Here is a 26,470-nt window from a genome sequence, read left to right as displayed (position 1 = left end):
GCACTTATTTTCCAAATTCCAGAAATGCCGAACCGTTTAATGTGTCCGCTCCAAATGGCGTGTTGGTGGAGATAACCTGCCTTATTACCATAGCTCTGCTGTCTCTTTCAGATCTTCTAAATGGTTGCTCGAACAGCTGAAACATGTTCGTCTGTTCAAGAGGGTATAATGAAAGTAAACCCTAGTTAAAGAAGGAGAATCGATAATGAGTAAAAAAGAACTTACACATACCGGATGGCAACTAGACACTAGCTATTCACGTTTGCCTGAAATTTTTTTTAGCAAGTTTTCTGTTAATCCGGTGCCAGCACCTAAGCTAGTAATATTCAATGAAAAGTTGGCGGCAACACTGGGACTAAACCCTGAGGAATTAACAAGTGAAGATGGCATTGCCATTCTTGCAGGAAATGCCGTTCCAAAAGACACGATGCCCCTTGCACAGGCCTATGCTGGACACCAATTTGGTAATTTCACGATGCTTGGCGATGGTCGCGCTTTATTAATTGGCGAACAACTAACGCCTACTGGTAATCGTTTAGACATTCAATTAAAAGGCTCTGGCAGAACGCCTTACTCACGCAGTGGTGATGGGCGTGCTGCACTCAGACCGATGCTTCGTGAGTATCTAATTAGTGAAGCAATGCATGGACTTGGTATTCCGACAACACGTAGCTTAGCCGTTGTTGAAACGGGCGAAATGATTCAACGTGAAACAGCGCTTCCAGGTGCTGTTATGACACGCATCGCCGACAGCCATTTGCGTGTTGGCACTTTTCAATATGCAGCAAAATTTGGTACAAAAGAAGAGTTGAAAGCACTTGCTGATTATGCGCTAAAACGACATTTCCCTTATGTAACAGCTGTTTCGAATCCGTACTTGGCCTTGTTTCAAGAAGTCATCAAACGCCAAGCCGAATTAATCGCTAAATGGCAATTGGCTGGTTTTATCCACGGCGTTATGAACACTGACAATATGGCAATTAGCGGTGAGACAATTGACTATGGCCCTTGTGCTTTCATGGATAGCTTTGATCCGAAAACCGTCTTTAGTTCGATTGATGTTCAAGGCCGATATGCATATGGCAATCAACCGATGATTGCCGGCTGGAACTTAGCACGTTTTGCTGAAAGTCTGTTACCTTTGTTGCACGATACACCTGACGAAGCGGTACGCATGGCACAAGCAGAACTCACCACATATATCGAGCAGTTCCAGAACCATTGGCTTGCAGGCATGCGTAACAAGCTCGGCTTGTTTACTAAAGAAGCAGAGGATACAGAGTTAGCAGAAGCATTATTAAACTTAATGCACACACATGCAGCCGACTACACCAATACGTTCCGAGCATTGACATTCGATAAGCTAAATGACAGCAAGTTGTTTAGCGCAAATGAGTTTAAAAACTGGCATCGCTCTTGGCAAGCGCGTCTCGAACGACAACAGGAGTCGCTCCAAGAAAGTCAGCAATTAATGCGCGATCACAATCCTGCGGTCATTCCGCGCAATCATCGTGTAGAAGAAGCACTAGCTGCTGCTGAATTCCAACAAGACTATAGCTTGTTGCACAATCTCCTTGCAGTTCTAGCTAATCCGTATGCACACTCTGCAGAGCAAGAAGATTATACAGAACCTCCCAAGGCAACGAATAGTCCATATCAAACCTTCTGTGGGACATAACTGTGACAAACAAGAACGTTTACAGAAAGTTCAAAAGGGAAACCTGTAAGTAGGGCTCAATTATCAATTTTTTGTAGTTTCTTCTTTATATTGTTACACTATTCAGTGAAAGAGTTTCTTTAAAGTAATTTTTTTAACATGAGTAGATTGGGTTTTAAAAATTTAGTTAAGGGGCTGGGATGATGAATCAGGAACAAATGGATTTCGTAAAAAATGGAAAAGGTTTTATTGCGGCACTGGATCAAAGTGGCGGAAGCACGCCGAAAGCATTAGCACTTTATGGCGTATCAGAAGATCAGTACTCATCAGAAGAGGAAATGTATGACTTGATTCATGAAATGCGTACGCGTGTCATGACAGCACCGTCATTTAACTCAGATTCGATTATTGGTGCTATTCTTTTTGAACAGACGATGAATCGTAAAGTAGAAGGTCACTATACACCTGACTACTTGTGGCAAAAAAAAGGCGTCGTACCTTTCTTAAAAGTCGATAAAGGACTGGCAGATGAAGAAAATGGCGTTCAAGTGATGAAGCTAATTTCTGACTTGGATGACGTATTACAACGTGCCAATGAACGCAATGTGTTCGGCACAAAAATGCGTTCAGTTATCAAAGAAGCCAATACTGAAGGCATTAAAAAAGTTGTTGAACAGCAATTTGATGTCGGCAAACAAATTTTGGCAGCTGGCTTAATGCCCATTCTTGAACCCGAAGTAGACATTAACAGCAAAGACAAAGAACAATCTGAAAAAATTCTAAAAGAAGAAATGTTGAAGCATTTGGATTTATTGAACGAAGATCAGAACGTAATGATCAAAATCACGATTCCAACAGAAGATAACTACTACAAGGAAATGATTGAACACCCACGCGTAGTTCGTGTAGTCGCATTGTCCGGTGGCTATAAACGTGATGACGCGAATAAAAAACTAGCAGCGAACACAGGCTTAATCGCCAGCTTCTCGCGCGCTTTATCCGAAGGCGTTAATGCTAGCCAAACAGATGAAGAATTTAACGCCATGCTAGAAAAATCAATTAAAAACATTTACGAAGCTTCTATTACTTGAACTTTAACTTAAAATAGCTCCGCAGCCTTTTTGGCTACGGAGCTATTTTTATAAGTTCAATAACGACGTTCTGGCACGTTGCGGAACCATTCAAATTCACTAATGTGAAGTTCGCGTAATTGATATTTCATAATTTTCCCTGTGGCATTTCGCGGTAACGAGTCCGCGATCAAGTATTTACGTGGAATTTTATAGCTAGGTAGTTTTTCCATAAAATAATCCATCAATTGATTTTCATCAATGGTTTCGCCTTCGATCGGTACGATAATTACACCGACAATCTCGCCCCATTCTTCTTCCGGTAAGCCAACAGTCGCAGCTTCTGCTACTTGTGGGTGGCTATTGATCACTTGTTCTACTTCGACTGAATAGATATTTTCTCCGGCCGAAATAATACGATCTGCTTTCCGATCAACAAGTGTGATAAAGCCATCTTCATCAATCGTTGCTAAATCACCTGTCAGCAACCAGCCATTTTTAAAAACCTCTTCGGTTTCTTTAGGTTTGTTGAAATACTCTTTCATCACCGTTCCGCCTTTGATGACAAATTCACCAATAGTGCCTGGTTCTACATCTAGGAATTCTTCGTCTACCACACGCACTTCTGTAAAGTACATTGGTTTGCCTCCAGATCCAGCTTTCGTTTCATGCTGATCTGGCAACAAGAAGATTCCGCCTGGACCACCTTCTGTTAGTGTACATAAATTGTAGAACTGTCGATGACCAAAAAGTTCCATTGCTTGTTTTACTAAATCAGTGTCAATTGAATCGACACCATACATACATTTAGTAACAGAAGCCAATTTTTCTTCAGGGACATTCGGCAACTCTAGCAACTCGTCATACATATTGGGTAAGCCGAAGAAAACCGTAATTTGAAAATCTTTAATCGCTTTAATTGTTTTGTCGATTTCAAAATCCCGCAAAATAACGTTGGATGTTCCAATCATGATTCCTGTAACTAGAAATAAGTTTAATTGGATCGGGTGAAACAATGGAGCTGCATGAAGAATGTTATCATTTGCGCTCAAATCGACGCCAAATACAAAAGATATGCTCGCAGTAGTCAGTCGCTGATGATCAAACAATGCTCCTTTTGGCTTTCCAGTTGTTCCGGAAGTATAAAGAATTTCCGCATTATCACTGCTTTGTATTTCAATAGAAGGTTCCAAAGCATTTTCACTCAGTATGCCACCCCAGCTAAAATAATCATCGTTCGCAGGTACTGGATGAACAATTACATGCTGAAGTAAAGTAGCTTGCATTTTTGCTTCAGCCACAATAGCTTCCAGTTCTGCATCGCAAAAAAGAAACCGGCTTTCAGACTGACCAAAAATGTAACCACTTTCATCGGGACTCAATCTGTAATTAACAGGGACAGCCACACCACCAGCTTTTAAAATAGCGAAAAAAGCCACTACATAATGATCCGAGTTTTTCATAAATAGTGACACTTTATCTCCTTTTTGCAAACCTGCTTCGACTAATCCATTAGCTAGTTGATTTACTTCTTCATTCAGCTGTTGATAAGTGTAACTTCTTTCCTCATACGTGATCGCCATTTTATCTGAAAATCGCTTTGCATTTTGTGTAAGTGTCGTTGTAATGTTCATTTAAAGCTCTCCCTTCTATCGATCATTAGCTCTTTCTATAATCAACTCTCCTTTTTTTAGAAATTACGAATCATTTGATATTCGCTACTTATTTCCGTATTTCCTTAAATAGTATATTTAACTTTACAGTATTCAGAAAATATAGTCAATTGTACTTATTAACTTTTCTTTATTTCCTTTGAAATTTATACAAAAACCACGCTCTATTTATATTGAAGAGTCGCGGTTTTAGCATTTGGTTTATTATTTTTTTACTCTTCGCACTCAGGTGCATTGATAGTTACTGCGACTATTTCGGCAAGCAGTTTTACACCGTGGACAATGTCTTCTTCAGTTGCGTAACTAAACGACAATCGAAGATACTCGAGTCCTTTTTCTTGATCCAAGAAAAAGTATTTACCAGGTACGTAAGAAACTCCTGCTTCAAAAGCTTGTGAAAGCATAGTCGAAGTATCAACTCCTGGGATGTTAACCCACACAAAATATCCACCTTTAGGCACAAACCATGAAACTGTAGGTGGTAGAAATTCTTTTAAAGCGGTCAACATGACATTGCATTTTGATTTATATACCTCTATCAAAGACGTTAAATGCTCATCGAAATCGATAGCTTCAAGAAATGATGCCATTGTTGCTTGATCGAATGGATGTGTCAAATCTTTTTTAAACCAATTTAATGGATCAACTAATTGCTGATCTGCCACAACCCACCCAATTCTCATACCTGGCGCTACAACTTTAGATAATGACCCAACGTAAACTACGCGATTATTCGTATCCATTGCCTTTAACAATTGAGGTCTGTCGTGAAAACCGAGTTCTCCATAAGCGTCATCTTCTATAATGAGAAAGTCATATTGCTCTGCAAGTTTTAATAGCTGCTGGCGACGCGAAAAGGACAATGTGGTCCCTGTTGGATTTTGATAAGTTGGAATGGTATAGAGCAAACGCGGAATCGACAAACTTTTTTCTTTCCGATTTGCTAACATCTCCGCTAATAATTCTGTCTGCATGCCTTCTTCATCAATCGGAATGGTTATGTACTGTTCCGTATAATTTTGAAAAATTTCTAAGGCTTCCATATAAGTTGGTGACTCAATAGCAACTACTGCTTCTTCATCCAAAAGAATACGCGCAATCAAGTCGATTGCTTGACAAGCTCCAGAAGTAACAAGTACTTCCTCATCAGTGACAGTTACTCCTCGTTGAGCCATTCTGTCTTGAAGAAACTTTTTAAGCTGTAGAATTCTCGGACTGCCCATATAATGAAGTGGCAAATCCTTTTCTTCATTCAATAAACGAGTTACCGCTAATTTAATATCTTCAGAAGGCACAAATTTAGGATCGGGATAGCCCGAGCTAAGACGCAAGCAACCTGGTGGCAAAGAAGAAAGCCATTGTCCAGGTGGATCGTTCTTAAAAGCTAGTTCAATATCTTTTGAAAAATTAAAGGTTGTTTTCATTTAAGGTATACCCCTTTCATCTAGCTGATAGAATAACACAAAATTTCTTATTCCTTATTCTACAGTGTGTAGTCAGTAATGTGTAGGTCAGCTTTCAACACATCACGTGATTACTGTAACTTTATCGGCTCTTCCCCGTTCTCATAAGTAAGATAGTTACGTATTCTTTAGTAAAGAAGGAGGTTTATTCATGAATAACAAATTTTGGCTTAGCATTATTTTACTTCTACTAGCCACTTTCAGTTTAGCAGCCTGTGGAACAGAAAAAGAAGACAGTGTTATTCCGGAAAACCCAGCGACAGAACAATCTGAACCTGAAAAAGAACCGATTGACGAAATCACAAAAGGCGCAATGGAACCAGCCATCGAACAAGTTGATGACAACACATACCGCTATACATTAGTAAACCAAACAGAACAACCTCATACTTTCGAATTCACAAGTAGCCAACGCTATGATTTTTCCTTAGCAAACGAAAAAGGAGAACAGGTTTTTCTGTTTTCATCTGTGAGTACTTACTTACAAGTGTTAGGTGATATCTCTGTCGACCAAGGCGATAAACTCACGTATGATTTCGCAATTCCTTCACTCGACCTTGAACCAGGCACTTATAAATTGACGGCTTGGTTAACACCAAAAGAAAGCGGTAATTTTGAAGTAAGTATGGAACATCTAGTAAAATAACATAGCTTAAAAAGACATAGTTGCCAATCCTATTTGGATGACAACTATGTCTTTTGTTGTTTTTGTTTACTTGCTTTCTAAAAAACGAATATATTCCTGAACAACTTCATAAACATATTCTTGATTGGCAGCTGCTGTGTCTGGATTATAAGCACCATCGTTTGTTTTATTGTTAGATAAGATACGAATTGCGAGAAAAGGTACATCGTATGCTTTTGAAATCATTGCAGACGATGCCGATTCCATTTCTTCGACGGACGTACCATAATTTTCGTGAAACCAGCTGATGCGATCAACTTCGTTATTCCATAAATCAGCTGAGCCAATTGTTCCTTCAACTACTTTGCCTTTTGTGTAGCTTTCTTTTACTTTATTTGCGGCTGTTAGAAGTTCTGAATCTGCGTCGTAATACCGTGCCTTTTCAGCATCCGGATCTTCTCCAGCACTCCCTTCAGAAGCCATGACGTCCATTGGCTTCCACTCAGTTGCTTCGATGCCCTCACCTTCAGCACGATCTCTAGTTTTCATAGAGCCAATATTGACGGTGCGTTTGCCCAAAACAATATCGAAAACATTCAGTTCTGGATCATGTCCTCCTGATGTGCCTTGGTTGATAATAGCTACTGGATTGTATTTTTCAATCGCAATCGCTGTGGCAGCTGCTGTGTTTTCCATGCCTTTTCCCGTTTTCGATACAATCACCGGATAGCCATCAACAGTACCGATATAAAACTCAAATGTCGTACCTGACTCTTCTATCTCAACATCTTCTAAGCGCTCCGCAAAATTTTCCGCCTCAATCGGCATTGGTCCTTGGATTAAGATTGGTCGTTTTGTTTCTTCTTTTTCTGTCTCACTAGATTCAGTTGTTGAACTGCATCCTGTGAGTATTACTAATAAAACCATCGCCATAATGGAAATCACCATTTGCTTGTTGATAGCTGTTTTCATTTTTCTCATCTGAATTTCCTCCTTGATGTATGCTCTACTCAATAATTGGATGCAAGTTAAAGATCCTAGAACGACATAAAGTTTCTACCATTTAGACATTTGGAGCCAAAGTATAAATTGAATGAAGAGAGCCGATGCACACACCAAGCAATAAATAAGTTTTCGGTTGAAAACCGAATAACCCAATACTTTAGCTCATAGTCCAGTTTTTTACGGAGAACTTGGTAGAAACACTCGGACCATATTACCGAGTATATACGAGCCATATATTTTTTTACTTGCCAACCATAGCAAATACAACGTGATGGGTCAACTAAATTACGAACATTTTACTACAAATAACTATATAACGTTCGTGTAAATAGGGAATTAGCAATATTTATTATGAGTCTATTTCTTGTTTCGAGAGATTTTCTTTTATTCAACTAAAATCTCTTTAAACATCCGTCAAAGTAATATGTGATAACTTAACAGAACTTACAACAGATAAATTGAGTTAGCGATAGCATTTCCACAAAAAATTTGCTTAAGTTCTTCGAAATCAAAAAACACTCTCCGCAACACACTTGAAAAGTGATTGCCAGATGTTTTGTTAAAGAGCAAATTTTAGTTGTTTTCATTCTTTACATAAATCGCTCTACTTAGAAATACGCTTATTTCCAATAGTTCATTTGCGTCAATACATCATCAAAAGAAGATGCGTAGCAGTTCCAGTGATGATACCATTTCCTAATCGTATCCAGCAGCCAGAACAGCATCGGTCTGCGGTCAATCATTGAGTACTACTCTTCATGAGCTTTTTTCAAATGCTCTCATCTCAAATCATTGCTCATCTTTATATACTCAGAAACGTCAAGCAACTTTGCTCGACTGTTTTGCAAATAGGTATAAATGCAAAGAAAACATATACTATTTCCCGTTAAATCATTGACAGTTTGTGAATTTTCGGCTAATGTTAACTACGCGATGAGCTCGTTTGCATAAGACGGACAAACACTCCTTTTAGGAACACGTTGTGGAACGTGGTTTGGAACGCCGCAAACTATCAAAACCATCTTGCCCTTGGGTAAGATGGTTTTTTTCTTTTTAAGTGGAGGATTTTTCTAAGCCTTCTTGATCGTGAAGAGATTTTAGTTAAATAATTTTTTACGCAAAACTCCGATTTTTTATGAAGCTGATTTGTGGAAGTGGACTCCTTATTTGCGAGATACGACAGTTTGTTTGCGCAATCCACTTGTTTATTTGCAAAATGATCGATTTGATCAAATTAAAAAGCCATGGTCTCAAGTAAATCACTTGAGACCATGGCTTTAACTTTATAATTCATAAACACGTGCTTCAAAAGGTACTAATTGTTTCGGGTCGCGTTGCTGATAATTATGCAACAAGCAATGTGCTGTTTCTGGTTCGTCCCAATAGCAAGCATACTGTGTTAAATTGGTGATAACCAAGATGGTTTTTTCTTCATTGGCACGGGTATAAGCATAAATGGATTCGTGTCCGACGTCTTGTAACTCGTAGTTCCCGTAGACGAGAACTTCTTGTTGCTTGCGCAACCAAATCATTTTCCGGTAAAACCAAAGAATCGAATATGGATCGCGTAGTTGCGCGGCAACATTGATTTTTTCATAGTTCGGATTGACCCGTAACCACGGTTCCACATTAGAAAATCCGGCATTCGGACTAGCATCCCATTGCATAGGCGTACGTGAGTGATCACGGCTTTGTGCTTTGATGATGGTCATCGCAGCATTGTGTTCCATTCCTTCTGAACGATTAAAATGATATAAGTTATGTGTTTGAATATCATTATAATGATCGAGTTCATCAAACGGCGCGTTGGTCATGCCAATTTCTTGCCCTTGATAAATGAACGGTGTGCCTTGCATGAAGAAATACATACAAGCGATCGCTGTGGCACTTTCTCGCCAATACTTTTGATCATCTCCCCACGAAGAAACAATGCGAGGTTTATCGTGATTTTCAACAAATAATGCATTCCAGCCTTGGCCATCTACTGCTTTTTGCCATTTCGTCAATACTTCTTTTAGCTTTGGCACATCGATGCCGGTTGATGAGTCGGTATCCCATAGGCCCATACTTTCAAACTGGAACACCATATCGAATTTGCCGTTGTCTTCTGAAATCCATTCATTGATGTCACTTGCTTCGACGCCGTTTGCTTCACCTACTGTCATAATGTCACGCTTTGCAAACGTTTCGTCACGCAATTCCGCAAGCAACGGTTGAATACCTTTAACGTTCATCATCTTTTCCCAAGCCGGTACATACAAATTTTGCTCTGGATCTTTGACGTCACTCAATTCTTTTTTTATGTGGCTGATTGCATCTACACGGAAACCATCGATTCCTTTATCTAGCCACCAATTGACCATGTCGTACAAAGCGTGTCGCACTTCTGGATTTTCCCAGTTCAAGTCTGGTTGCTTTTTAGAGAATAAATGCAAAAAGTATTGTTTTGTTTTTTCATCGTATTCCCAAGCACTGCCACCGAAAATGCTTTCCCAGTTGGTCGGCTCATCGCTCCAAATATACCAATCACGTTTGCCGTTATCTTTTGAAGAACGTGATTCCATAAACCACGGATGTTCATCGCTTGTATGATTGATCACCAAATCGATGATTAGTTTCATCCCTCTTGCATGTACTTCTTCAAGCAAGCGATCAAAATCCGTCATCGTTCCAAACTCAGCCATAATTTCCTGATAGTTGCTAATATCATAACCATTGTCGTCATTAGGTGATTTGTACATTGGACAAATCCAAATGACATCAATCCCAAGATCATTCAAATAATCCAATTTGCTTGTTACGCCATTGATATCTCCAATGCCATCTCCGTTCGAATCTTGAAAACTTCTTGGATACACTTGATACGCAACTGCTTCTTTCCACCATTTTTTTTTCATAACTAATCCCTCACAAAGACTTTAGACAGACTTCTCTCTAATTCCAGCAACATTCAATAAAAACTTATTACAAGGTGATAGTGTATCAGAATAAATTCAGAATACCTACCTATTTTACTCACTTTTTTGTCCATTATTTGAACTTACATAAATGATATAATTAATAGAACGTCCATTCTCTTGGAATACTAATTCATAAATTACGAAAGAGGTGAAAAAATGATCAAATTTATTAAAGAACTGGCTGAAACTTTGTTTCCGTCTTATTTTGCTTTTATTATGGCCACTGGCGCTTTATCAATCAGTGCCTTTTTACTTGGCATGAGAGTACTTGCTGATGCGTTTCTTTACTTGAATATTGCAGCTTTTATTATCCTGTGGATTTTGACATTGATTCGTCTAGTTCGAAATTCAAAACAGATTTTTGCTGATTTGACTAGCCATACAATTGGCTCCGGATTTTTTACTACAGTCGCTGGAACTTGTGTATTAGGAAGCCAGTTGATCATTGTCGCACAGTCGTATACAGCGGCTTTATACTTGTGGGGACTCGGTATATTCCTTTGGGTTATCGTTATGTATACTTTTTTTACAGCGGTGACGGTCGCAAAAAATACGCCAACATTAGAAGAAGGCATAAATGGAGCTTGGCTAATCGCGGCAGTAGCAACACAGTCGATTTCGATTTTAGGGACACTTCTCGTTCCATATCTTTCTAGCGGACGCGACGTGGTATTATTTTTCACTGTCTGTATGTACTTTCTTGGATGCATGTTGTATTTAAACATCATTACGTTAATTTTTTATCGATTTACATTTTTGAAACTCGATTTTACTGCAATGACACCTCCTTATTGGATTAATATGGGTGCTGTCGCAATTACCAGCTTAGCCGGTGCCACATTGATTTTGAATGCTACTTATTGGTCATTTTTAGTAGAAATCCGACCATTTTTAAAAGGTTTTACGTTGTTTTTTTGGGCAGCTGGTACGTGGTGGATTCCGTTGCTATTCATTTTGGTTTTCTGGCGTCATGTCTATCATCGCTACCCCCTCGATTACGGGCCGCAATGGTGGGCTATGGTGTTTCCGTTAGCAATGTACACAACGAGTACGTGGAAACTTGCCGTCGCGTTAGATGTTCCATTTCTCAAAGCCATTCCGCGCGTTATGTTTTATGTTGCTTTGCTTACTTGGCTGGCTGTTTTTGGGGGACTTCTTCATCATGTGTATATTCGTACTATCACTTTTTATCGAGCGCAACGAATCGAGACTCGTCGTTTATAAAAAATCGTATTAGCTTTGTGAAATTAGGGAATACAAATTAGAGAAAGCAATGAAAGGATGATGACAAGTGAAAAGTAAATTAGCAGCCAGCTTACTCGCCATTTTCCTTGGCGATTTTGGCGCACATAAATTTTATTTAGGAAAACCAGGAATGGGCATTTTGTATTTGCTCTTCTTTTGGACAGGAATCCCTGCAGTTATTGGGGTAATTGAAGGGATTTTATACTTGCTACAATCTGAAGAAAGCTTTCAGGAAAAACACGGCAGAGGTTAAAGGAGTTGTTTTATTTTGCATTTAGAACCGATTCCTGATCATTTGAAAAAAGAGTTAAAAATTTTATTCGTCGGTTTTAATCCAAGTATCCGCTCTTCTGAAACTGGTTTTCATTACGCCAATCCGACCAATCGGTTTTGGAAAATTCTTTATCAAGCGGGATTAACTCCTCGAAAATACCTTCCTGAAGAAAACATCGAATTGCTAGCTCTTGGATTTGGATTAACGAATATCGTTTCACGACCAACGAAAAAAGCAGCGGATCTTTCTAAAGAAGAATATGCAGAAGGAGCGCAATTGTTAAAAGAAAAAATCCAACAAATTCGTCCAAGAGCTGTATGTTTTGTTGGCAAAGGAGTATATCAACAATTTAGTAAACGAAAAACAGTTTCTTGGGGTGTGCAAAAAGAGCCAGTTGTGTCAGGTATTGTTGAGTACGTCGCACCGTCTTCAAGTGGTCTCGTTCGGATAAAGCTAGATGATATTATCGAAGTTTATAGTGGCTTAAACGCATACACATAAAAAGTACCGTTCTTTAAATATAAAAGGACGGTACTTTTTGTTATTGTAACAACGACCAAACTTTTCGCACAGTGTTGACATTGCGAATGGTGATACGTCTATAAAGAGTCGTTCTACTAATTTTTGACATTCCACTTTTGGTAATTTGCTTTTTATCTACAGACCATAAGATAGCATCTACATTAACTCCTCTTAGCAATGTCACATACTTCATCGAAACACACTCCTTGGAAAACAAGATTTATGTTCAGTTAAATCCATTAAATCCGATATCTTGTATGATTTTTACAAATGCTCGTTTTTGAATCTTTTTTTCAAGTTCTTTAATTAGCTCGATTAATTCAACCGAGAAGTTTTCGTAATCTCTTTTTCCCAATACTAGTTTCAATAAACATTGAACAGAATAAACCGTTGCCCCACTTAGACTTCCTTTTGCCATTGCTAACCGAGTTTCTAAATCTTCTAGTTCTACGGGATGCGTAAGATGAAAACGGTAAAGAACTTCTTCATGTGCAGATTTATTGCGATAAGGAAAAACAATCTTCAAAATAGCATCAACTTCACTCGCACGTAAAAATATCTTTTGATGCTCTTCACTATATTCCTCAGCAAAATCATTGGCAATCTGATCGCGTAACGGTTCATCAATCACAGCGTAGAAATGTGTAATCTGCCCAAGCGATAAAAAATTTACAAGTACCTGGAGTGGTACACTCTTGTGCTTATCATAAAATTCCCGTATCGCAGGATATTTTACTTTGTCACATTTTTTATGACTTTTTATCAAATTAGCGAGCGTTGAAATGATGCGATCACGCTCGTGGTGATGATGAATATTTAAACTGTAATTGCCTGGCTCTAGAAAACTCCCACTATTCTTGAACTTTTCAGAAAAACGATAAGCAGCTTTCGATTTTATATTTTTTTCGAACTTTAGCAATTCATTCAGTAACAACAATCGTAACTTTCGGTCAAAGCGATGAAGTGCATAAATATGACCAAATTCTGTTCCACTTTCAAAACATTCAAGGCCGTAGGGATTAAGCTTTTCGTCCCGTTCAAGAAACGGCTCTTTATAGCTATCAATTAATGCATAATAATTTTCTTGCGATAAAATTCGCTCGGCAGCCGCTTTGTTTAGTACATTCAAACCTCGTTGTTCGAGCATTTCTAACTGCTCGGCGTGTGTGGCAAACTCTTTCACTGAACTCATCCTTTGCAAACTCTTCTTATCCTAACTCTAAGCGAAACGATTCGATTAATAAACCTCTAACACATCAAAAAAGTCGCTCTAGTAAACACTTTACTAGAAACGACTTTTCTCATCTTTTGTTCAAACGCTTAATTTAAGCCATGGCTGACCATTGCGTCTGCGATTTTTTTGAAGCCTGCGATATTGGCACCGATAATCAAATTGCCTGGTGACCCATATTGCTCAGCTGTATCTGTACACGTTTTATAAATAGTTGTCATAACTTGTAATAGCTTTTCATCTACTTCTTCAGATGACCAAGCGTAACGCATGCTGTTTTGAGACATTTCCATTGCTGAAACAGCAACTCCACCCGCATTCGCTGCTTTAGCTGGCGCGAATAATACACCATTATTTGTTAGTACACGTATTGCTTCTTCTGTACAAGGCATATTAGCGCCTTCTCCAACCGCTTTTACCAAGTTCTCAACCATAGCTTGTGCACTTTCTCTGTCAATTTCGTTTTGTGTGGCACAAGGCAAGGCAATATCACATTTAATTTTCCATATATCTGATTTTTCATTGCCGTACTGAGCTTTAGGATGATGTTCTAGGTAATGATAAATCCGTTTTCTTTCGACTTCTTTTAATTGCTTAACGGTTTCTACATCGATGCCATCCGGGTCGTAAACAAACCCTTCAGAGTCACTGCAGGCAACAACTGTTGCACCAAACTCAATGGCTTTTTCCATCGCATAAATCGATACATTTCCAGAACCTGAAACAATAACTCTGCTATCTTTAAATGAATGTCCTTGATCTTTTAGCATTTCTTCAACAAAGTAAACCGTTCCGTAGCCTGTTGCTTCTTTCCGAATCAGACTTCCGCCATTATCGGGATTTTTCCCTGTAAAAACACCGGCTTCTGAGACGTTTTTTAATCGCTTATACTGACCAAACATATAGCCAATTTCACGTTTACCAACTCCAATATCTCCTGCTGGAACGTCGATGTCTGGACCAATATGACGACTTAGCTCTGTCATAAAACTTTGGCAAAAGCGCATGATTTCACGATCAGACTTTCCTTTCGGATCAAAGTCTGATCCCCCTTTACCGCCACCAATTGGCAAGCCCGTCAACGCATTTTTAAAAATCTGTTCAAATCCAAGAAACTTTACAACACTGCCTGTTAGCGTGGGATGAAACCGCAATCCACCTTTAAAAGGACCAAGCGTGCTATTAAATTGAACCCGATATCCACGGTTAACATGTACAGTTCCTTCATCGTCTTCCCACGTTACTCGGAATTCGATAAATCGTTCTGGTTCTGAGATGCGTTCTAAAATACCTTGTTCTACATATTCTGGATGCTGTTCAAATACTGGCTTTAACGAATCAAACACTTCCCAAGTTGCCTGCAAAAACTCAGATTGTCCTAAGTTTCGCTCTTTAATTTTTTTATGGACAGCTTGTATATATTCATAAGATGATTGTTGCTTTATTGGATTTTCTTGATGTGCAGATTTCAATCGCTTTCAATCCTCTCTTTACGAAAACACATTATCCTTGAATAATTATTCACTTTTTTTAATATTTATCTTCTATTATACAAACTGTCTTGGCCTAGTGCAAATGGATATTGTCTATCTCCTAAGGCTCTAAATCTTTTTATAGAGTAATTTTAAAAAAGAAAACGCTATCATTGCTAACAAATCAGTACTTATGTATTTTTCATAAAAAAATTTTTAAAAAAGAAAGTTTTTTAACTTTCTATATTTATGTTAAATCAAATGAATTATCTGTCAATTCTATAATAAGTAGCGTATATTGAAAGTAACGTTACCTCATCCATTTTAATTGAAAGGTTTTCCGGTGCCACAGTCTGTGAATTGAACTGTGAAGGAGTGAGTGTTTTGAAGAAATTATCAATCGTACTCAGTTTCTTATTGGTTTTGTCTCTAGCTCTTCCTGTTGCTGCAGCCTCAGATGTTCCAGCATCACATTCCTTTTACGATGAAATCAATTACTTGATAAAGCGAGACATTTTACGAGGCTATCCTGATGGTACGATGCGACCTGAGAAAGAAGTAACTCGTGCAGAAGCCGTGATTATGATTGGGCGTTTAAAAAGATTTGATAGCAAACAACAAAAAACAGGATTTTCAGATGTACCCGCTTCTCACAAAGCAAGCGGTTCCATTGCAGCCGCAGCTAAAGCAAAATTAATTACAGGTTATCCGGATGGTACGTACCGTCCAAACAACACCATTACACGAGCAGAAATGGCGTTTCTCTTATCCAGATTATTTATTGTGCCGTTTCGTGCTGAAACAAACTTTACAGATTTAAAACCTAACATGGCTGTTTATGAACCCGTCCAGAAAATAGTAGCAGCGAATATTACCAACGGTTATCCAAACAAAACATTCCGTCCCAACACCAAAGTAACTCGTGGTCAATTTTCCGCATTTTTAGCACGTGGTCTTGAACCGAAATTTAAAAACAGTGCAACAATTGCACAATCGTATTTGAGAGATAAAACAAAAGACTATGTGTACGATACAGAATATGGTATTGAACGTCATGTCTATAATTACGTGCCTCAGCGCGCTGGATTGCCTTTAGGTTTTGTGTGGACCATCACCAATAAAGAAGAGTCCATGTTGATAGATTCGTTGGAATTGGAGACTTACGATCAGTATACATTTGGTATGCCTTATTCAGAATCATACACTGAGCTAGTGTATCCTGTAAAAGTTGGTCAAGCATGGTATACCGATATGATGGATACAGCTCCTCGTAAGATTACCAATACAGGCGTCACTGTAAAAACACCGTATAAAACGTTTACGAATGCTGTAGAAGTGACAGTCGTAGCAAATCCCGAGTTTTCAGAAATCGGTCATACCTACTATATGGTTAAAGGTTTTGGCGAAGTAAAGTCAGTCGATTCAGATGGTACTGTGACAAAAGAATTGATTGCTGTAGAGTAAAAACTGAAATAGAAACAAACTCCACTAAAAATTGCCTGCTATATACACGCTCAAAAGCAGAAAAAAGCTCACAGACAACTTTGGTCTGTGAGCTTTTTAATATGCGTATAGCTTTAGTTAAAATCTACCGTATCATTTATTTCTTTCTCATCTTTGTTTGTTTCATTGTTTGTCAGTTTTTTTACTAACGTTTTAACTGACTTTAACGTATTCCCCGAATCCCAATACTCTGCTGATTCTGCATCTACTTTGATCAATACGACATTGGGATCGTCATAACTAGTATCTAACACTTTATCAAAAATCGGGTTCCAGTATTCCTTTTTCTTATTCATGTCTTCAATAAATTCAGCAGTTCCGCTGATAGAAACATAGGATTTCCCTGCATAGGCTAAGTTAACGTTAGGATTGCTGGCAATTTCTTGATACTTCTCTGTGTCTTTTTTCGTTAAAAACCACAGCTCTCCATCAAATTCTACTTCTTGCGTTTGCATTGGACGTGAAATAATTTTGTTGTCTGAAGAAATCGTCGTAAACATCGCTACTTTGATATCTTTTATTAAGTCATTTACTGTTTTGATTGATTGCTGATTGTCTACCATGTTTTTTTCCTCCTAAATAATCTAGCTGTACTGACGATATTTCCCTCTATCAAGTTATTTAAACGTGTATTTTATACTCGGAAATTTTTATGAATATGCATTTCTCTTCATAATACTTTTAAACTACTATTATTGTAATTTTGTTCACAACAATATACTTAGCCTATAAAAATAAGTAAAAAAATTCGATTTAACTAAAAATTTTTTTATTTTCTTGTCACTCGATTATTTAATCATGTATAGTCTATACATGATTAAATACAAAATGCTATTTTTGACTACTCACTATGTAAAGGAGGAATTATAAATTATGCTCGAAAACGAAAAAAAGAAAATTGAACCCATCGACACTTGGAAGTTTTTAATTCCTTCTATTCTCGGCGCATTGTTATTCTTATGTCCTATCTCTTATAACGATGAAATTACGATCGGTGTCGGTATTTTAGCCTCTTTTCTCTTAACAGCATTCGGCGATGTGATTCCTGCATTTATTGTTTTTTTACTTGGATTTTCTGCACTTGCTAGTGTACTTGCCACTATTACAAAACCAACTTTCGTTCAACATTCGTCATTTTTACGGACCACGTTTATTAACGGACCATTTGGTTTAATCGTTCGTGTGCTCGCTTTTGCATTTGGCATCATGACCTTTTATGAAATTGGACCTGAAGTGATTTCTTCAAGAGCTACAGGAGGCGTTGTTCTTTTTGATTTGGCGCCTGTGTTATTAACATGGTTCTTGTTTGCGGGAATTTTGCTACCGCTACTTGTAGAATTTGGTTTAATGGAATTTGTGGGCACTTTGCTTAATAAATTTATGCGCCCCGTTTTTACTTTACCCGGCCGTTCGTCAATCGATGCGATGGCATCATGGATGGGTGCAGCTCCAGTTGGAGTCTTGGTGACCATGAAGCAATACGATGAAGGCAACTACACAGAACGTGAAGCATCTGTCATTGCAACAACGTTTTCGATTGCTTCTGTTGCTTTTAGTTTAGTCGTCGCCACCGTTGCTGAAATTCAAGATCTATTTTTCCCTTTTTACTTGTCGGTATCGGTTGCTTGTCTCATTGCCGCCATCATTATGCCACGCATCCCACCATTGTCTCTTAAAAAAGATGTTTATTACGCACCAGTCGGGAAACAAATCAATGATACCATTCCGGAAGATGCACCACTTTTGCAATGGGGTTTTGACGAAGCTCGTCGCAAAGCGAAAAACGCAGCAAGCCCGAAAAAACTTGTACAACTTGGAATTGAAACAGTGCTAGATATTTGGTTAGCGTTAATTCCTCTTGTTATTGCTCTTGGTACCATCGCGTTGATCGTAGCAGAATACACACCTCTTTTCAAAATTATTTCTTATCCGTTAATTCCAGTACTCACGCTGTTTGGCTTACCGGAAGCAGCTGAAGCCGCACCAACATTTTTAGTCGGTTTTGCAGATATGTTTTTACCTGCTGTACTTGGTAGCGGTATTGATAGTGAGCTGACACGCTTTGTTCTTGCAGGAGTTTCCTTAACACAAATCATTTACATGTCTGAGATTGGTATTTTAATTTTACGTTCGAACATTCCCGTTAAGTTTTGGGAGCTGGCCGTCATTTTTGTATTACGTACCATCATCACGCTGCCGATTCTTGTGTTGTTCGGTCATTTGTTTGTGTAACAAAAAAGCGTCACACTTGGGATTGAATTCCCTAAGTGTGACGTTTTTTTGCACTCATTTTGCCCAACGATGAAAGACGAAATAAGACATAATGAGCACAACGATGATGGCGGAGAGAACAATCATAGGCACAAAAGCAAAGGTAGCTTCCATTGAGACTCCTCCTCCTTTGTTTTTATCATACGCCCTTTTCAATTAAAATGATATAAAAAAGACTGATTATTCAAATTTTTATTGAGTCTGTTAAAAAGGCTTTGCCATTCCTATATAAGGAAACTAGCAAAGCCTTCTACCGCGCTTATTCTTTACTCAATAAGACCAGCTTCTTGCAAAAACTCTTTAGCTACAACTTCAACCATTTGGCCTTCGTTGTCTACTTTTGCATTCATCGCTTGCATAGCAGGTTCATCAATTTCCCCCGCTAACTGAAGGAGGACTTCTTCAAGTTCTGGGTATTGTTCCATGATTTCAGTTCGTACTAATGGTAACGCATGATACGGCGGGAAATAGCTTTGATCATCTTCTAAGACGCGTAAATTATACATTTGCAGTTGTCCATCTGTTGTATACGAATTGATGACGTCTACTTCTTCCGCGTTAATAGAGCGATACATCATACCATGATCCATTCCTTTTACATCTTTAAATTCTAAATCGTATTCTTCTTTAAAGCCGGGCAATCCATCCGGTCGATCGATAAATTCAAACACTGCGCCTAACGTATAGTCAGACGAAACTTTTGCAAAATCACTGAACGTGACCAAATTCAATTTTTCTGCTTGATCTTCGTCTAACGCTAGCGTATACGTATTATTAAAACCAAATGATTCCAATGCCGTAATGCCATCTGCCGAAACAAGTTTTTTGGTAGAAGCCAAAGTCTCTTCAGCATCTCCTGCTGTTTCTTGGTAATAGTTGATGACAATGGTTCCGGTATAATCTGGTATCACATCGATATTATTATTTAGCATGGCCGTCCACACTACGTTGGACCCTCCTAAATTTTCTTTATAAATGACATCAATATCCGCTTCCGCTTCAATTAACTGTCCCATAATATTCGATAAAATAATGCTTTCTGTATTGTTTCGGGATCCCACGATTAAGGAATCTTCTTCGATAAAAATACAGCCTGCAAGTGATGATGTGACGAAGAGCAGCAATAGACATTTCAACACTATGCGTTTTGTCATACAATCCCTCATTTCAAGCCTTTTGGAGTCGTCCAACGCTCTAATGAGCCGAAGAAGATTTCCAATAGAATGGCTAATAACGCAGCTGGAATGGCACCAAGTAGGATTAAACCATCAATGCCACGTGTAATACCTAAGAAAATGAAATCGCCAAGTCCGCCGGCTCCGATAAATGCAGCGAGTGTTGCGGTACCCACGTTAATCACAGCAGCTGTCCGAATACCCGCCATAATCATGGGAATGGACAAAGGTAATTCCACTTTAATTAGAATTTGCCAGCTGGTCATCCCCATTCCTTTTGCTGCTTCGACCGTGGCTTTATTGACGTCTTTAATTCCTGTATAGGTATTTCGAATAATTGGAAGCAATGAATACAAAAATAACGCAGCAATCGCTGTGTTTACACCAATTCCAAAAATAGGAATCATAAAGCCTAGTAAAGCTAAGCTTGGTATCGTTTGCATAACACCGGCTCCGCCTAATACGACTGTCGCAAGCGAAGGAACGCGCGTGATTAAAATTCCAAGCGTGACACCTAACACGACAGCGATCAGCATCGAGAAGAAAACAAGTTGGATATGGACAGAGGTGGCTTGAATCACATCTTGCCAGCGCATTTGCGCTTGTTCTACGAGCTGTTCAATGATATTTAAATTATTCATTTACTTCCTCCATTTCTGTCCACTGACTGGACAATGCAGAAAGTAATGTACCACTTGTAACGAGACCTTTTACGCGAAGCGTTTCATCGAGTATTGGAATAATGCCAAGTTGTGCCGTGGTCATCAAAACAATAGCTTCTTTCGCTGTTGCCGACAGTGGCAACACCGTTTTTGGCGCTTCCATGATTTCTTCAAGCGAGTGGATCTCGTCTATTTTTTTGATGAGTTTATAAGAAGAAACAAGACCTACTAAGGCACCTGCTTCGTTCACGATAATCAAACTCGTGATTTGATGCTGTCGTGTCATTACTAGTGCTTTCGATGGAGACATACCGATTTGTGCAGTTATCACTTTTTCTGTCATAACAGCAGAGACAGGCATCAGTTCAGGATTTTGGGTAATCCGATGTTTGCCGATAAACTCTTCTACAAAACCGTGGGACGGTTCTCGTAGTAATTTTTCCGGGGTGTCGAGTTGAAGTAATTTGCCATCTTTCATAATTGCAATACGGTCGCCTAGTTTTAACGCTTCGTCCATATCATGCGTAACAAAAACAATCGTCTTCTTTAATTTCCGTTGCAGTGAAATCAACTCAAACTGCAGTTGGTCTCGTGTGATTGGATCTAATGCACCAAACGGTTCATCCATTAAGATAATTTCTGGATTTGATGCCAGTGCTCGTGCAACACCTACACGTTGTTGCTGTCCACCAGACAATTCTTTCGGGTAGCGAGAAGCGAAAACCTCAGGATCCAGACCCACTAATTCCATTAGTTCTTTAACACGTACGCGGATTTCTTCTTTTGACCAGCCTTTTAGTTCAGGAACCGTCGCGATGTTTTTTTCAATCGTGTAATGAGGAAAAAGACCAATTTGCTGGATCACATAACCGATATTCCGGCGAAGCTCTGAAGCATTCAAACTCATAATGTCTTGCCCATTAATCGAAATCGTTCCACTTGTATGAGGAACCATCTGATTGATCATTTTCATCGTTGTTGATTTTCCTGACCCACTGGGACCAATAAGTACGAGAAATTCGCCTTCTGGAATATCAAAGCTAACCGAATCGACTGCTTTAAATCCTCCGTTAAACACTTTACTTACATTTTCAAATTTGAGCATGAGTACCTCCTTCTATAGTAGTTGAATTCAACTTTATCTCTTCAGCTGAAAACTTTTTTTCTTCCATAAAAAAAAGGACTTCTCGCTCATCCATTTAACTGGTTAGGCAAGACGTCTCTATGTCTCTGTATAGACATACAGCTTATGTAAAAAGAGTGATTTTATTAAAAATCTCCTCATTCATCTAAAAACTTTTTAGCAATTTGCTCTGATTTTTTCAGTTTACAACAAGTTCACATGCAAGAAGCATTTGATAAACCCATTCGAAACTAGTTTATACCCAGCTGCTCAAATGGTTGAATTTTTGAAATAAAACCAATTATTAAATTGATTCAACTATCTAACCATAGCACTCTTTCGGAAGTCTAACAACCTTTGCTTTAAAAATACCGCGAGTCGAATCATTAAAAAAGAAGAGTTCTTTCATTTCGCGATATTATATACAAGGCGTGGATACATAGAAAAAGGCACATCAAATAAATATTCAAAAATCTCCAAAACAGGAAATCGCATAAAACAAAAAACATCCACTCGCGTTGCTTGCGAGTGGATGTTTGAGCTTGCTAGATGAAAAATGGGATGAATATGCTAGCTAGCAGCAAAATCAATGCGCCACCTAAACGAGAAGAGATTTGTGCGAATGGCATCAATTCCATTCTCCGTGCTGCAGATAATACGGCTACATCTCCTGTCCCACCCATGTTCGCCATACAAAGACCTGCTGTAATCGCAGCTTCGATTGGATAGAAGCCCATAAACTTCCCAACAACGCCTGAACCGATTACGGCTCCAATAACAACAGCAAGTACGATAAGAACATACTCAATGCTTAATGCATCCAACACAGCAGCTAAATCTGTATACGCTACACCAATACCGATCAATAACGCATTGGTCCAGTTTCTCGCAACAAATTCGTACCACTGGCTTGCGCCTTCAACAATAACTTCTGGCATGATATTCGCTACTTTCAAACCAGCAACCAAAATAATCATGATCGCGTAAGGATGAAGCGGAATCACATCACCTAATAGATTTCCTAACATGTAAAACGATACGGCTGCTAAAACGCCAATGCCCATTTTCGCTAAACTGTATTCGGGTGCTTCTTTTTTCTCATAATGAAAGCCTTTGATTAATTGGCCATTTCCAGTCAAACTCGGATATTTTTTGCCAACAATATTTAAAATACTAGCAATAATAATAGCAAAGACGTTACCTAGTGCTAACGCTGGTACTAAAATGGACAAATAATACCCAGGTTCATTTCCTAGCATTTCCGAATACACTTGTGACATCGGTACGGCACCTGCACCCATGCCTCCACCCATAATCGGCATGGCAATGACCAGTACTGCATCTTGAACACTAAACCCAAGAACTAATCCTACTAATGCTGCTAACAACACAGCACCGGCTACAGCGGCCAGCAATGGCAATGCGTAACGAACGCCCGCTTTTACCAACACTTTTGACTCCATCCCCAAAATACTTCCGGTAATTAGCGCGGCAATATAGAAGTTTAAGAAGTCTCCATCTTTCATGAATTCTGTAATAAGCGTCGTTGTGGATTCAGGCATTAAGCCACTGTAGACCATATATGCTGAACCAAATATGGCAACAATCGCTCCACCGCCTAAAAACGTACGGACAATGGGGGTGTGGTCGCCAATCCACCCAAGCAGTTCCCCCAGAACCATGATGATTAACAACGCACCAATCATGCCTGCCGGTAGGTTATCTGTATACATCGCATAAAGTGCAATTGCAGTAAAAATAGCAAACCACAAGATGGGAATATTAAAAATCGAGAACGTTCCTAAATTATGTCTCACCGGCAGATCGGGCGGTGTGTTTTGTTTTTTTTCTTTCATTGCTGTCAACTCCGTCTTCTATTTTTTATCGATAATGTATTTCCGTTACGACTATTCCTATACTTTTTGTTGAGGGATAGCTCCAAGCAGAAAGCGCTTTCAACCTTCTACTTTTTTATGTTAGTTAAATAGTCAGAAAACAGATACCATTTGAAAGTATTGAACTTATTGTAATTAAAAAAAGCAGCCTATATGGCTGCTTTATAAGTAAGGGATAATCACGTGTCGATTCTTTCTTTTTATGAAGTAGCGATAAATCGGACGACCAATTCCGTAATCTAGGTTTTCTTCTAAGTAACCGATTTCCGTCAAAAATTTTAAATACTTTCTCACTGAGACACGTGAAATACGGCTAATTTCCGCAATATCTTCTGTTGAAAACGTATCTCTATCGATTGCCAAGGTCAATTCAATAATTTTTTTCAACGTTGTTTTCGTCAATCCTTTTGGCACTGCATCGCTACGTTGTGCAGAATGGCTCTTTTTTTGTAGCATTTGGTCAAGTTCTTGTTGATCTACTTTATTTTTTCTATCTAGGCTGAAATGATGAGCTTTGTATTGCAAAAGTGATTCCTGGAAACGGTTGAATTCAAACGGTTTGATCAAGTAATCTATCGCTCCCAGTCTAAGCGCTTGTTGAATTTGACCAACATCGGATGCTGCAGTGATAAGAATAACATCTACATCTTCTTTTTCTTCACGAAGCTGTCTTAAAAAGTCGAGCCCATCCATTCCAGGCATATGAATATCTAGCAATAGTAAATCTACTTCCACTGTTGCCAGTAATTCAACTGCTTTGCTAGAATCACTAGCGTGACCAATGACGGTAAAGCCATTTACCTTTGCCACATATTGTCGGTTTAGCTCTGCTACCATTGGATCATCTTCTACAATTAGTACATTAATCACACTAGCTCACCTCCAGCTTCATATGGAACAACGATTGAAAAAATAGTTTGGTTTTCATCAGAGAGGACATCGATAGACCCTTCGAGTTTTTCAACACTTCGTTTAGACAAGTAAAGTCCAAATCCATGATTTTTACCTTCTTTAGAAGAAATTCCTTTTGAAAAGATGGTTTCTTGCATATGTAGAGCAATACCAGGACCTGAATCTGTTACAGTCAGTTCTAATAATTCGTCTATGTAAGAAAAACGAACAGCTACACTTCGTTGTTGTTGACCTTGCACACTGTCTATTGCGTTATCAATGACATTTCCAAGAATCGTGATGAGTTCATGTGTTACAGAACCATCTTTGGGTTGAGGAATTTCTGTTTCACAGTGAACCACAAGTTCGACTTGTGTTTCTCTCGCATAACTTATTTTCCCGATGATGAAACCTGAAAGAACAGGGTCTTTTATGTGTTGTGTGACTGCTCCTACTTCATGTACTTGATGATCTGTTAACTTTGCGATAAATTGCTTAACTTGTTCATATTCTTCTAACTTAATCATACCAAGCAATACATGAAGTTGATTCATAAATTCATGAGATTGTGCGCGCAACGTATCTGCATACAACCGAATGCCTGTCAGCTGTTCTGCTAGTAAATTTACTTCTGTTTTGTCTCGGAATGTAGCAATTGCACCAATTACGTGACCGTTAACGATAAGTGGTACGCGATTTGAAATTACAGATACGCCATTAAAATTTTGCTCTTCATCCAATTCAGGTGCTGTTTGTTTTAGCATTTGTTCTAACATGGCTCCTGGCAGAAAATCACCTATATCCATGCCAATCGGCTCTTTAGTCATCAAACCAGCTTGATGAAAAATTCGTCTCGCCGATTTATTAACTAACACAACTTTTGAATCTACATCAATTGCAATAACTCCTTCGTAAACAGACTGCAGCATTTGATTTCGCTCTTCGTGAATGCGTGCAATTGAATAGGGCTCCAAACCAAACAAGCTCTTCTTGATATACCATGCCAACCAAAAAGCACCTATAATTCCGACTAATAATCCAGTAGCAGAACCCGTTAAAATTTTGAATTGGCTTTGCTGAATAGCCGACTGTACTTCTTCAAGTGAAATACCCACCACCACAACCCCAAGCTGAGTTCCCTCAGTATCCATAACAGGAGTAAATGAACGCAACGATTCTCCTAAGGTCCCTGTTGATTTTGACGTATAGTCTTTACCTCTTAATGCTTGTATTTCGTCTCCACCCATAAATGACTTACCGATTTTTTTGGGATCGGGATGTGATTTTCGTACTCCTTCCATATCTATGACGACTACAAATAGCACATTGGTCGCTTGTTGAACCGCTTGCGCATATTCTTGAATTCCTTCTTCCATTTCAGAAAACACTAAGCCACTTTTAACTATTTGCGATTCGGCAACTGTACGCGAAGTATTTATCGCTTTTTGCTCTAATTGATTTTCTATATTTCTACTCGTTACGTTCGTGATCAAAAAGATGGTGACTGATAACGAAATCAATACCACAAGACAAATAAAGAAAATAATGATTGAACTTAGTTTAAAGCGTGGTGAATTCATTGTTTGTTACTCCGTTCTTATTACAGATTAGTTATTGTTTTTTGTTGATTCCCCTCTTGAATATATGAATTCCAGTGACGTCTTTCTGCTATTCTACTACATAAACAAAATAAAAAATGCGTGTGTATAGAAAAAAACCACTGTAGGAGCTACCTCCTACAGTGGTTCAATCG

The 26,470-nt window shown here is 38.7% G+C and carries 24 protein-coding genes and 1 riboswitch; of the genes, 9 read left to right on the top strand and 15 right to left on the bottom strand.

The genetic code is table 11. From position 1 onward, the window contains the following. Positions 1-205 precede the first annotated feature (205 nt). Together I858_RS03990 and I858_RS03985 are read left to right on the top strand one after the other, a co-directional pair. Positions 206-1,678, top strand: a complete 1,473-nt coding sequence (locus tag I858_RS03990; RefSeq protein ID WP_049694805.1) for a protein adenylyltransferase SelO — start codon at positions 206-208, stop codon at positions 1,676-1,678. 182 nt (positions 1,679-1,860) lie between these two features. Further along, complete coding sequence (locus I858_RS03985; protein WP_049694806.1) at positions 1,861-2,748, top strand: fructose bisphosphate aldolase; 888 nt, start codon at positions 1,861-1,863, stop codon at positions 2,746-2,748. A gap of 56 nt (positions 2,749-2,804) precedes the next feature. On the opposite strand, the gene I858_RS03980 is transcribed toward I858_RS03985, so the two are convergent. Both I858_RS03980 and I858_RS03975 read right to left on the bottom strand, forming a co-directional pair. Beyond that, the gene (locus I858_RS03980; RefSeq protein ID WP_049694807.1) at positions 2,805-4,361 is read right to left on the bottom strand and encodes a class I adenylate-forming enzyme family protein; all 1,557 of its coding nucleotides are present in this window, start codon (positions 4,359-4,361) and stop codon (positions 2,805-2,807) included. Between the two features lie 251 nt (positions 4,362-4,612). Further along, positions 4,613-5,824, bottom strand: a complete 1,212-nt coding sequence (locus tag I858_RS03975) for an aminotransferase-like domain-containing protein (RefSeq protein WP_049694808.1) — start codon at positions 5,822-5,824, stop codon at positions 4,613-4,615. Positions 5,825-6,014: 190 nt separating this feature from the next. On the opposite strand from I858_RS03975, the gene I858_RS03970 reads away from it, so the two are divergent. Beyond that, complete coding sequence (locus I858_RS03970) at positions 6,015-6,509, top strand: BsuPI-related putative proteinase inhibitor (RefSeq protein WP_049694809.1); 495 nt, start codon at positions 6,015-6,017, stop codon at positions 6,507-6,509. 66 nt (positions 6,510-6,575) lie between these two features. Here I858_RS03970 and I858_RS03965 read toward each other — a convergent pair whose 3' ends face one another. After that, positions 6,576-7,469, bottom strand: coding sequence for a 5'-methylthioadenosine/S-adenosylhomocysteine nucleosidase (locus tag I858_RS03965; protein WP_083553655.1), 894 nt, complete (start codon positions 7,467-7,469; stop codon positions 6,576-6,578). 169 nt (positions 7,470-7,638) lie between these two features. Further along, positions 7,639-7,741, bottom strand: a riboswitch (purine riboswitch). Positions 7,742-8,113: 372 nt separating this feature from the next. Beyond that, positions 8,114-8,236: a hypothetical protein gene (locus tag I858_RS17480; RefSeq protein ID WP_275425618.1), complete on the bottom strand. Its 123-nt coding sequence runs from the start codon at positions 8,234-8,236 to the stop codon at positions 8,114-8,116. 403 nt (positions 8,237-8,639) lie between these two features. Here I858_RS17480 and I858_RS17475 point away from each other — a divergent pair, with 403 nt between their 5' ends. Further along, positions 8,640-8,774, top strand: a complete 135-nt coding sequence (locus tag I858_RS17475; protein ID WP_275425617.1) for a hypothetical protein — start codon at positions 8,640-8,642, stop codon at positions 8,772-8,774. A 2-nt stretch (positions 8,775-8,776) separates the two neighbouring features. On the opposite strand, the gene I858_RS03960 is transcribed toward I858_RS17475, so the two are convergent. Beyond that, positions 8,777-10,390 carry a glycoside hydrolase family 13 protein gene (locus I858_RS03960; protein ID WP_049694810.1) on the bottom strand — a complete coding sequence of 538 codons (1,614 nt, stop codon included), beginning with the start codon at positions 10,388-10,390 and terminating at the stop codon, positions 8,777-8,779. 219 nt (positions 10,391-10,609) lie between these two features. On the opposite strand from I858_RS03960, the gene I858_RS03955 reads away from it, so the two are divergent. From I858_RS03955 to mug, 3 genes are all read left to right on the top strand, one after another. Continuing rightward, positions 10,610-11,677, top strand: coding sequence for a tellurite resistance/C4-dicarboxylate transporter family protein (locus I858_RS03955; protein WP_049694811.1), 1,068 nt, complete (start codon positions 10,610-10,612; stop codon positions 11,675-11,677). A gap of 67 nt (positions 11,678-11,744) precedes the next feature. Continuing rightward, positions 11,745-11,951 carry a TM2 domain-containing protein gene (locus I858_RS03950; RefSeq protein WP_049694812.1) on the top strand — a complete coding sequence of 69 codons (207 nt, stop codon included), beginning with the start codon at positions 11,745-11,747 and terminating at the stop codon, positions 11,949-11,951. A 15-nt stretch (positions 11,952-11,966) separates the two neighbouring features. Beyond that, positions 11,967-12,473, top strand: a complete 507-nt coding sequence (gene mug, locus I858_RS03945) for a G/U mismatch-specific DNA glycosylase (protein ID WP_083553654.1) — start codon at positions 11,967-11,969, stop codon at positions 12,471-12,473. A 40-nt stretch (positions 12,474-12,513) separates the two neighbouring features. Here mug and I858_RS16905 read toward each other — a convergent pair whose 3' ends face one another. From I858_RS16905 to gdhA, 3 genes are all read right to left on the bottom strand, one after another. Further along, complete coding sequence (locus I858_RS16905; protein WP_239457215.1) at positions 12,514-12,687, bottom strand: hypothetical protein; 174 nt, start codon at positions 12,685-12,687, stop codon at positions 12,514-12,516. Between the two features lie 33 nt (positions 12,688-12,720). Continuing rightward, the gene (locus I858_RS03940; protein WP_083553653.1) at positions 12,721-13,686 is read right to left on the bottom strand and encodes an Abi family protein; all 966 of its coding nucleotides are present in this window, start codon (positions 13,684-13,686) and stop codon (positions 12,721-12,723) included. A 128-nt stretch (positions 13,687-13,814) separates the two neighbouring features. After that, positions 13,815-15,197: an NADP-specific glutamate dehydrogenase gene (gene gdhA, locus I858_RS03935; RefSeq protein ID WP_204249440.1), complete on the bottom strand. Its 1,383-nt coding sequence runs from the start codon at positions 15,195-15,197 to the stop codon at positions 13,815-13,817. Between the two features lie 384 nt (positions 15,198-15,581). On the opposite strand from gdhA, the gene I858_RS03930 reads away from it, so the two are divergent. Then, complete coding sequence (locus tag I858_RS03930) at positions 15,582-16,661, top strand: S-layer homology domain-containing protein (RefSeq protein ID WP_049694814.1); 1,080 nt, start codon at positions 15,582-15,584, stop codon at positions 16,659-16,661. A gap of 113 nt (positions 16,662-16,774) precedes the next feature. Here the strand turns inward: I858_RS03930 and I858_RS03925 are convergent, their stop codons facing one another. Next, positions 16,775-17,263 (bottom strand): pyridoxamine 5'-phosphate oxidase family protein, encoded by a 489-nt coding sequence (locus tag I858_RS03925; protein ID WP_049694815.1) that lies wholly within the window; start codon positions 17,261-17,263, stop codon positions 16,775-16,777. Positions 17,264-17,573: 310 nt separating this feature from the next. Here I858_RS03925 and I858_RS03920 point away from each other — a divergent pair, with 310 nt between their 5' ends. After that, entirely contained in the window at positions 17,574-18,932 is a 1,359-nt protein-coding gene (locus I858_RS03920) for a YjiH family protein (protein WP_049694816.1), read from the top strand. Between the two features lie 305 nt (positions 18,933-19,237). On the opposite strand, the gene I858_RS03915 is transcribed toward I858_RS03920, so the two are convergent. The 6 genes from I858_RS03915 to dcuS form a co-directional block, all read right to left on the bottom strand. Beyond that, complete coding sequence (locus I858_RS03915; RefSeq protein ID WP_049694817.1) at positions 19,238-20,125, bottom strand: glycine betaine ABC transporter substrate-binding protein; 888 nt, start codon at positions 20,123-20,125, stop codon at positions 19,238-19,240. Between the two features lie 8 nt (positions 20,126-20,133). Continuing rightward, entirely contained in the window at positions 20,134-20,787 is a 654-nt protein-coding gene (locus I858_RS03910) for an ABC transporter permease (protein ID WP_049694818.1), read from the bottom strand. After that, the gene (locus I858_RS03905) at positions 20,780-21,913 is read right to left on the bottom strand and encodes a betaine/proline/choline family ABC transporter ATP-binding protein (RefSeq protein ID WP_049694819.1); all 1,134 of its coding nucleotides are present in this window, start codon (positions 21,911-21,913) and stop codon (positions 20,780-20,782) included. Before I858_RS03905 ends, I858_RS03910 begins: the two co-directional genes overlap by 8 nt. Positions 21,914-22,476: 563 nt before the next feature. Then, entirely contained in the window at positions 22,477-23,787 is a 1,311-nt protein-coding gene (locus tag I858_RS03900) for a 2-hydroxycarboxylate transporter family protein (RefSeq protein WP_049694820.1), read from the bottom strand. Between the two features lie 201 nt (positions 23,788-23,988). Next, positions 23,989-24,696, bottom strand: a complete 708-nt coding sequence (locus I858_RS03895) for a response regulator (RefSeq protein ID WP_049694821.1) — start codon at positions 24,694-24,696, stop codon at positions 23,989-23,991. Then, a complete protein-coding gene (gene dcuS / locus I858_RS03890; RefSeq protein WP_049694822.1) occupies positions 24,693-26,297 on the bottom strand; it encodes a DcuS/MalK family sensor histidine kinase in 1,605 nt (534 codons plus the stop codon). The genes I858_RS03895 and dcuS overlap by 4 nt, the downstream gene beginning before the upstream one ends. Positions 26,298-26,470 lie beyond the last annotated feature (173 nt).

Origin of the sequence: Planococcus versutus (genome assembly GCF_001186155.3) — a bacterium.
Classification (GTDB): domain Bacteria; phylum Bacillota; class Bacilli; order Bacillales_A; family Planococcaceae; genus Planococcus; species Planococcus versutus.
Note: the sequence above shows the minus strand (reverse complement) of the source record. Positions and strands in the feature narration are given on the sequence as shown.

Excerpts from the sequence above, each read along its gene's own strand:
- dcuS (WP_049694822.1), bottom strand. The coding sequence starts at position 26,297 with ATGAATTCACCACGCTTTAAACTAAGTTCAATCATTATTTTCTTTATT.
- I858_RS03975 (WP_049694808.1), bottom strand. The coding sequence starts at position 5,824 with ATGAAAACAACCTTTAATTTTTCAAAAGATATTGAACTAGCTTTTAAG.
- I858_RS03980 (WP_049694807.1), bottom strand. The coding sequence starts at position 4,361 with ATGAACATTACAACGACACTTACACAAAATGCAAAGCGATTTTCAGAT.
- I858_RS03925 (WP_049694815.1), bottom strand. The coding sequence starts at position 17,263 with ATGGTAGACAATCAGCAATCAATCAAAACAGTAAATGACTTAATAAAA.
- I858_RS03910 (WP_049694818.1), bottom strand. The coding sequence starts at position 20,787 with ATGAATAATTTAAATATCATTGAACAGCTCGTAGAACAAGCGCAAATG.
- I858_RS16905 (WP_239457215.1), bottom strand. The coding sequence starts at position 12,687 with ATGAAGTATGTGACATTGCTAAGAGGAGTTAATGTAGATGCTATCTTA.
- I858_RS17480 (WP_275425618.1), bottom strand. The coding sequence starts at position 8,236 with ATGATTGACCGCAGACCGATGCTGTTCTGGCTGCTGGATACGATTAGG.
- I858_RS03970 (WP_049694809.1), top strand. The coding sequence starts at position 6,015 with ATGAATAACAAATTTTGGCTTAGCATTATTTTACTTCTACTAGCCACT.
- I858_RS03905 (WP_049694819.1), bottom strand. The coding sequence starts at position 21,913 with ATGCTCAAATTTGAAAATGTAAGTAAAGTGTTTAACGGAGGATTTAAA.
- I858_RS03965 (WP_083553655.1), bottom strand. The coding sequence starts at position 7,469 with ATGAGAAAAATGAAAACAGCTATCAACAAGCAAATGGTGATTTCCATT.
- I858_RS03920 (WP_049694816.1), top strand. The coding sequence starts at position 17,574 with ATGCTCGAAAACGAAAAAAAGAAAATTGAACCCATCGACACTTGGAAG.
- I858_RS03940 (WP_083553653.1), bottom strand. The coding sequence starts at position 13,686 with ATGAGTTCAGTGAAAGAGTTTGCCACACACGCCGAGCAGTTAGAAATG.
- I858_RS03960 (WP_049694810.1), bottom strand. The coding sequence starts at position 10,390 with ATGAAAAAAAAATGGTGGAAAGAAGCAGTTGCGTATCAAGTGTATCCA.
- I858_RS03900 (WP_049694820.1), bottom strand. The coding sequence starts at position 23,787 with ATGAAAGAAAAAAAACAAAACACACCGCCCGATCTGCCGGTGAGACAT.
- I858_RS03915 (WP_049694817.1), bottom strand. The coding sequence starts at position 20,125 with ATGACAAAACGCATAGTGTTGAAATGTCTATTGCTGCTCTTCGTCACA.
- I858_RS03955 (WP_049694811.1), top strand. The coding sequence starts at position 10,610 with ATGATCAAATTTATTAAAGAACTGGCTGAAACTTTGTTTCCGTCTTAT.
- I858_RS03990 (WP_049694805.1), top strand. The coding sequence starts at position 206 with ATGAGTAAAAAAGAACTTACACATACCGGATGGCAACTAGACACTAGC.
- I858_RS03985 (WP_049694806.1), top strand. The coding sequence starts at position 1,861 with ATGAATCAGGAACAAATGGATTTCGTAAAAAATGGAAAAGGTTTTATT.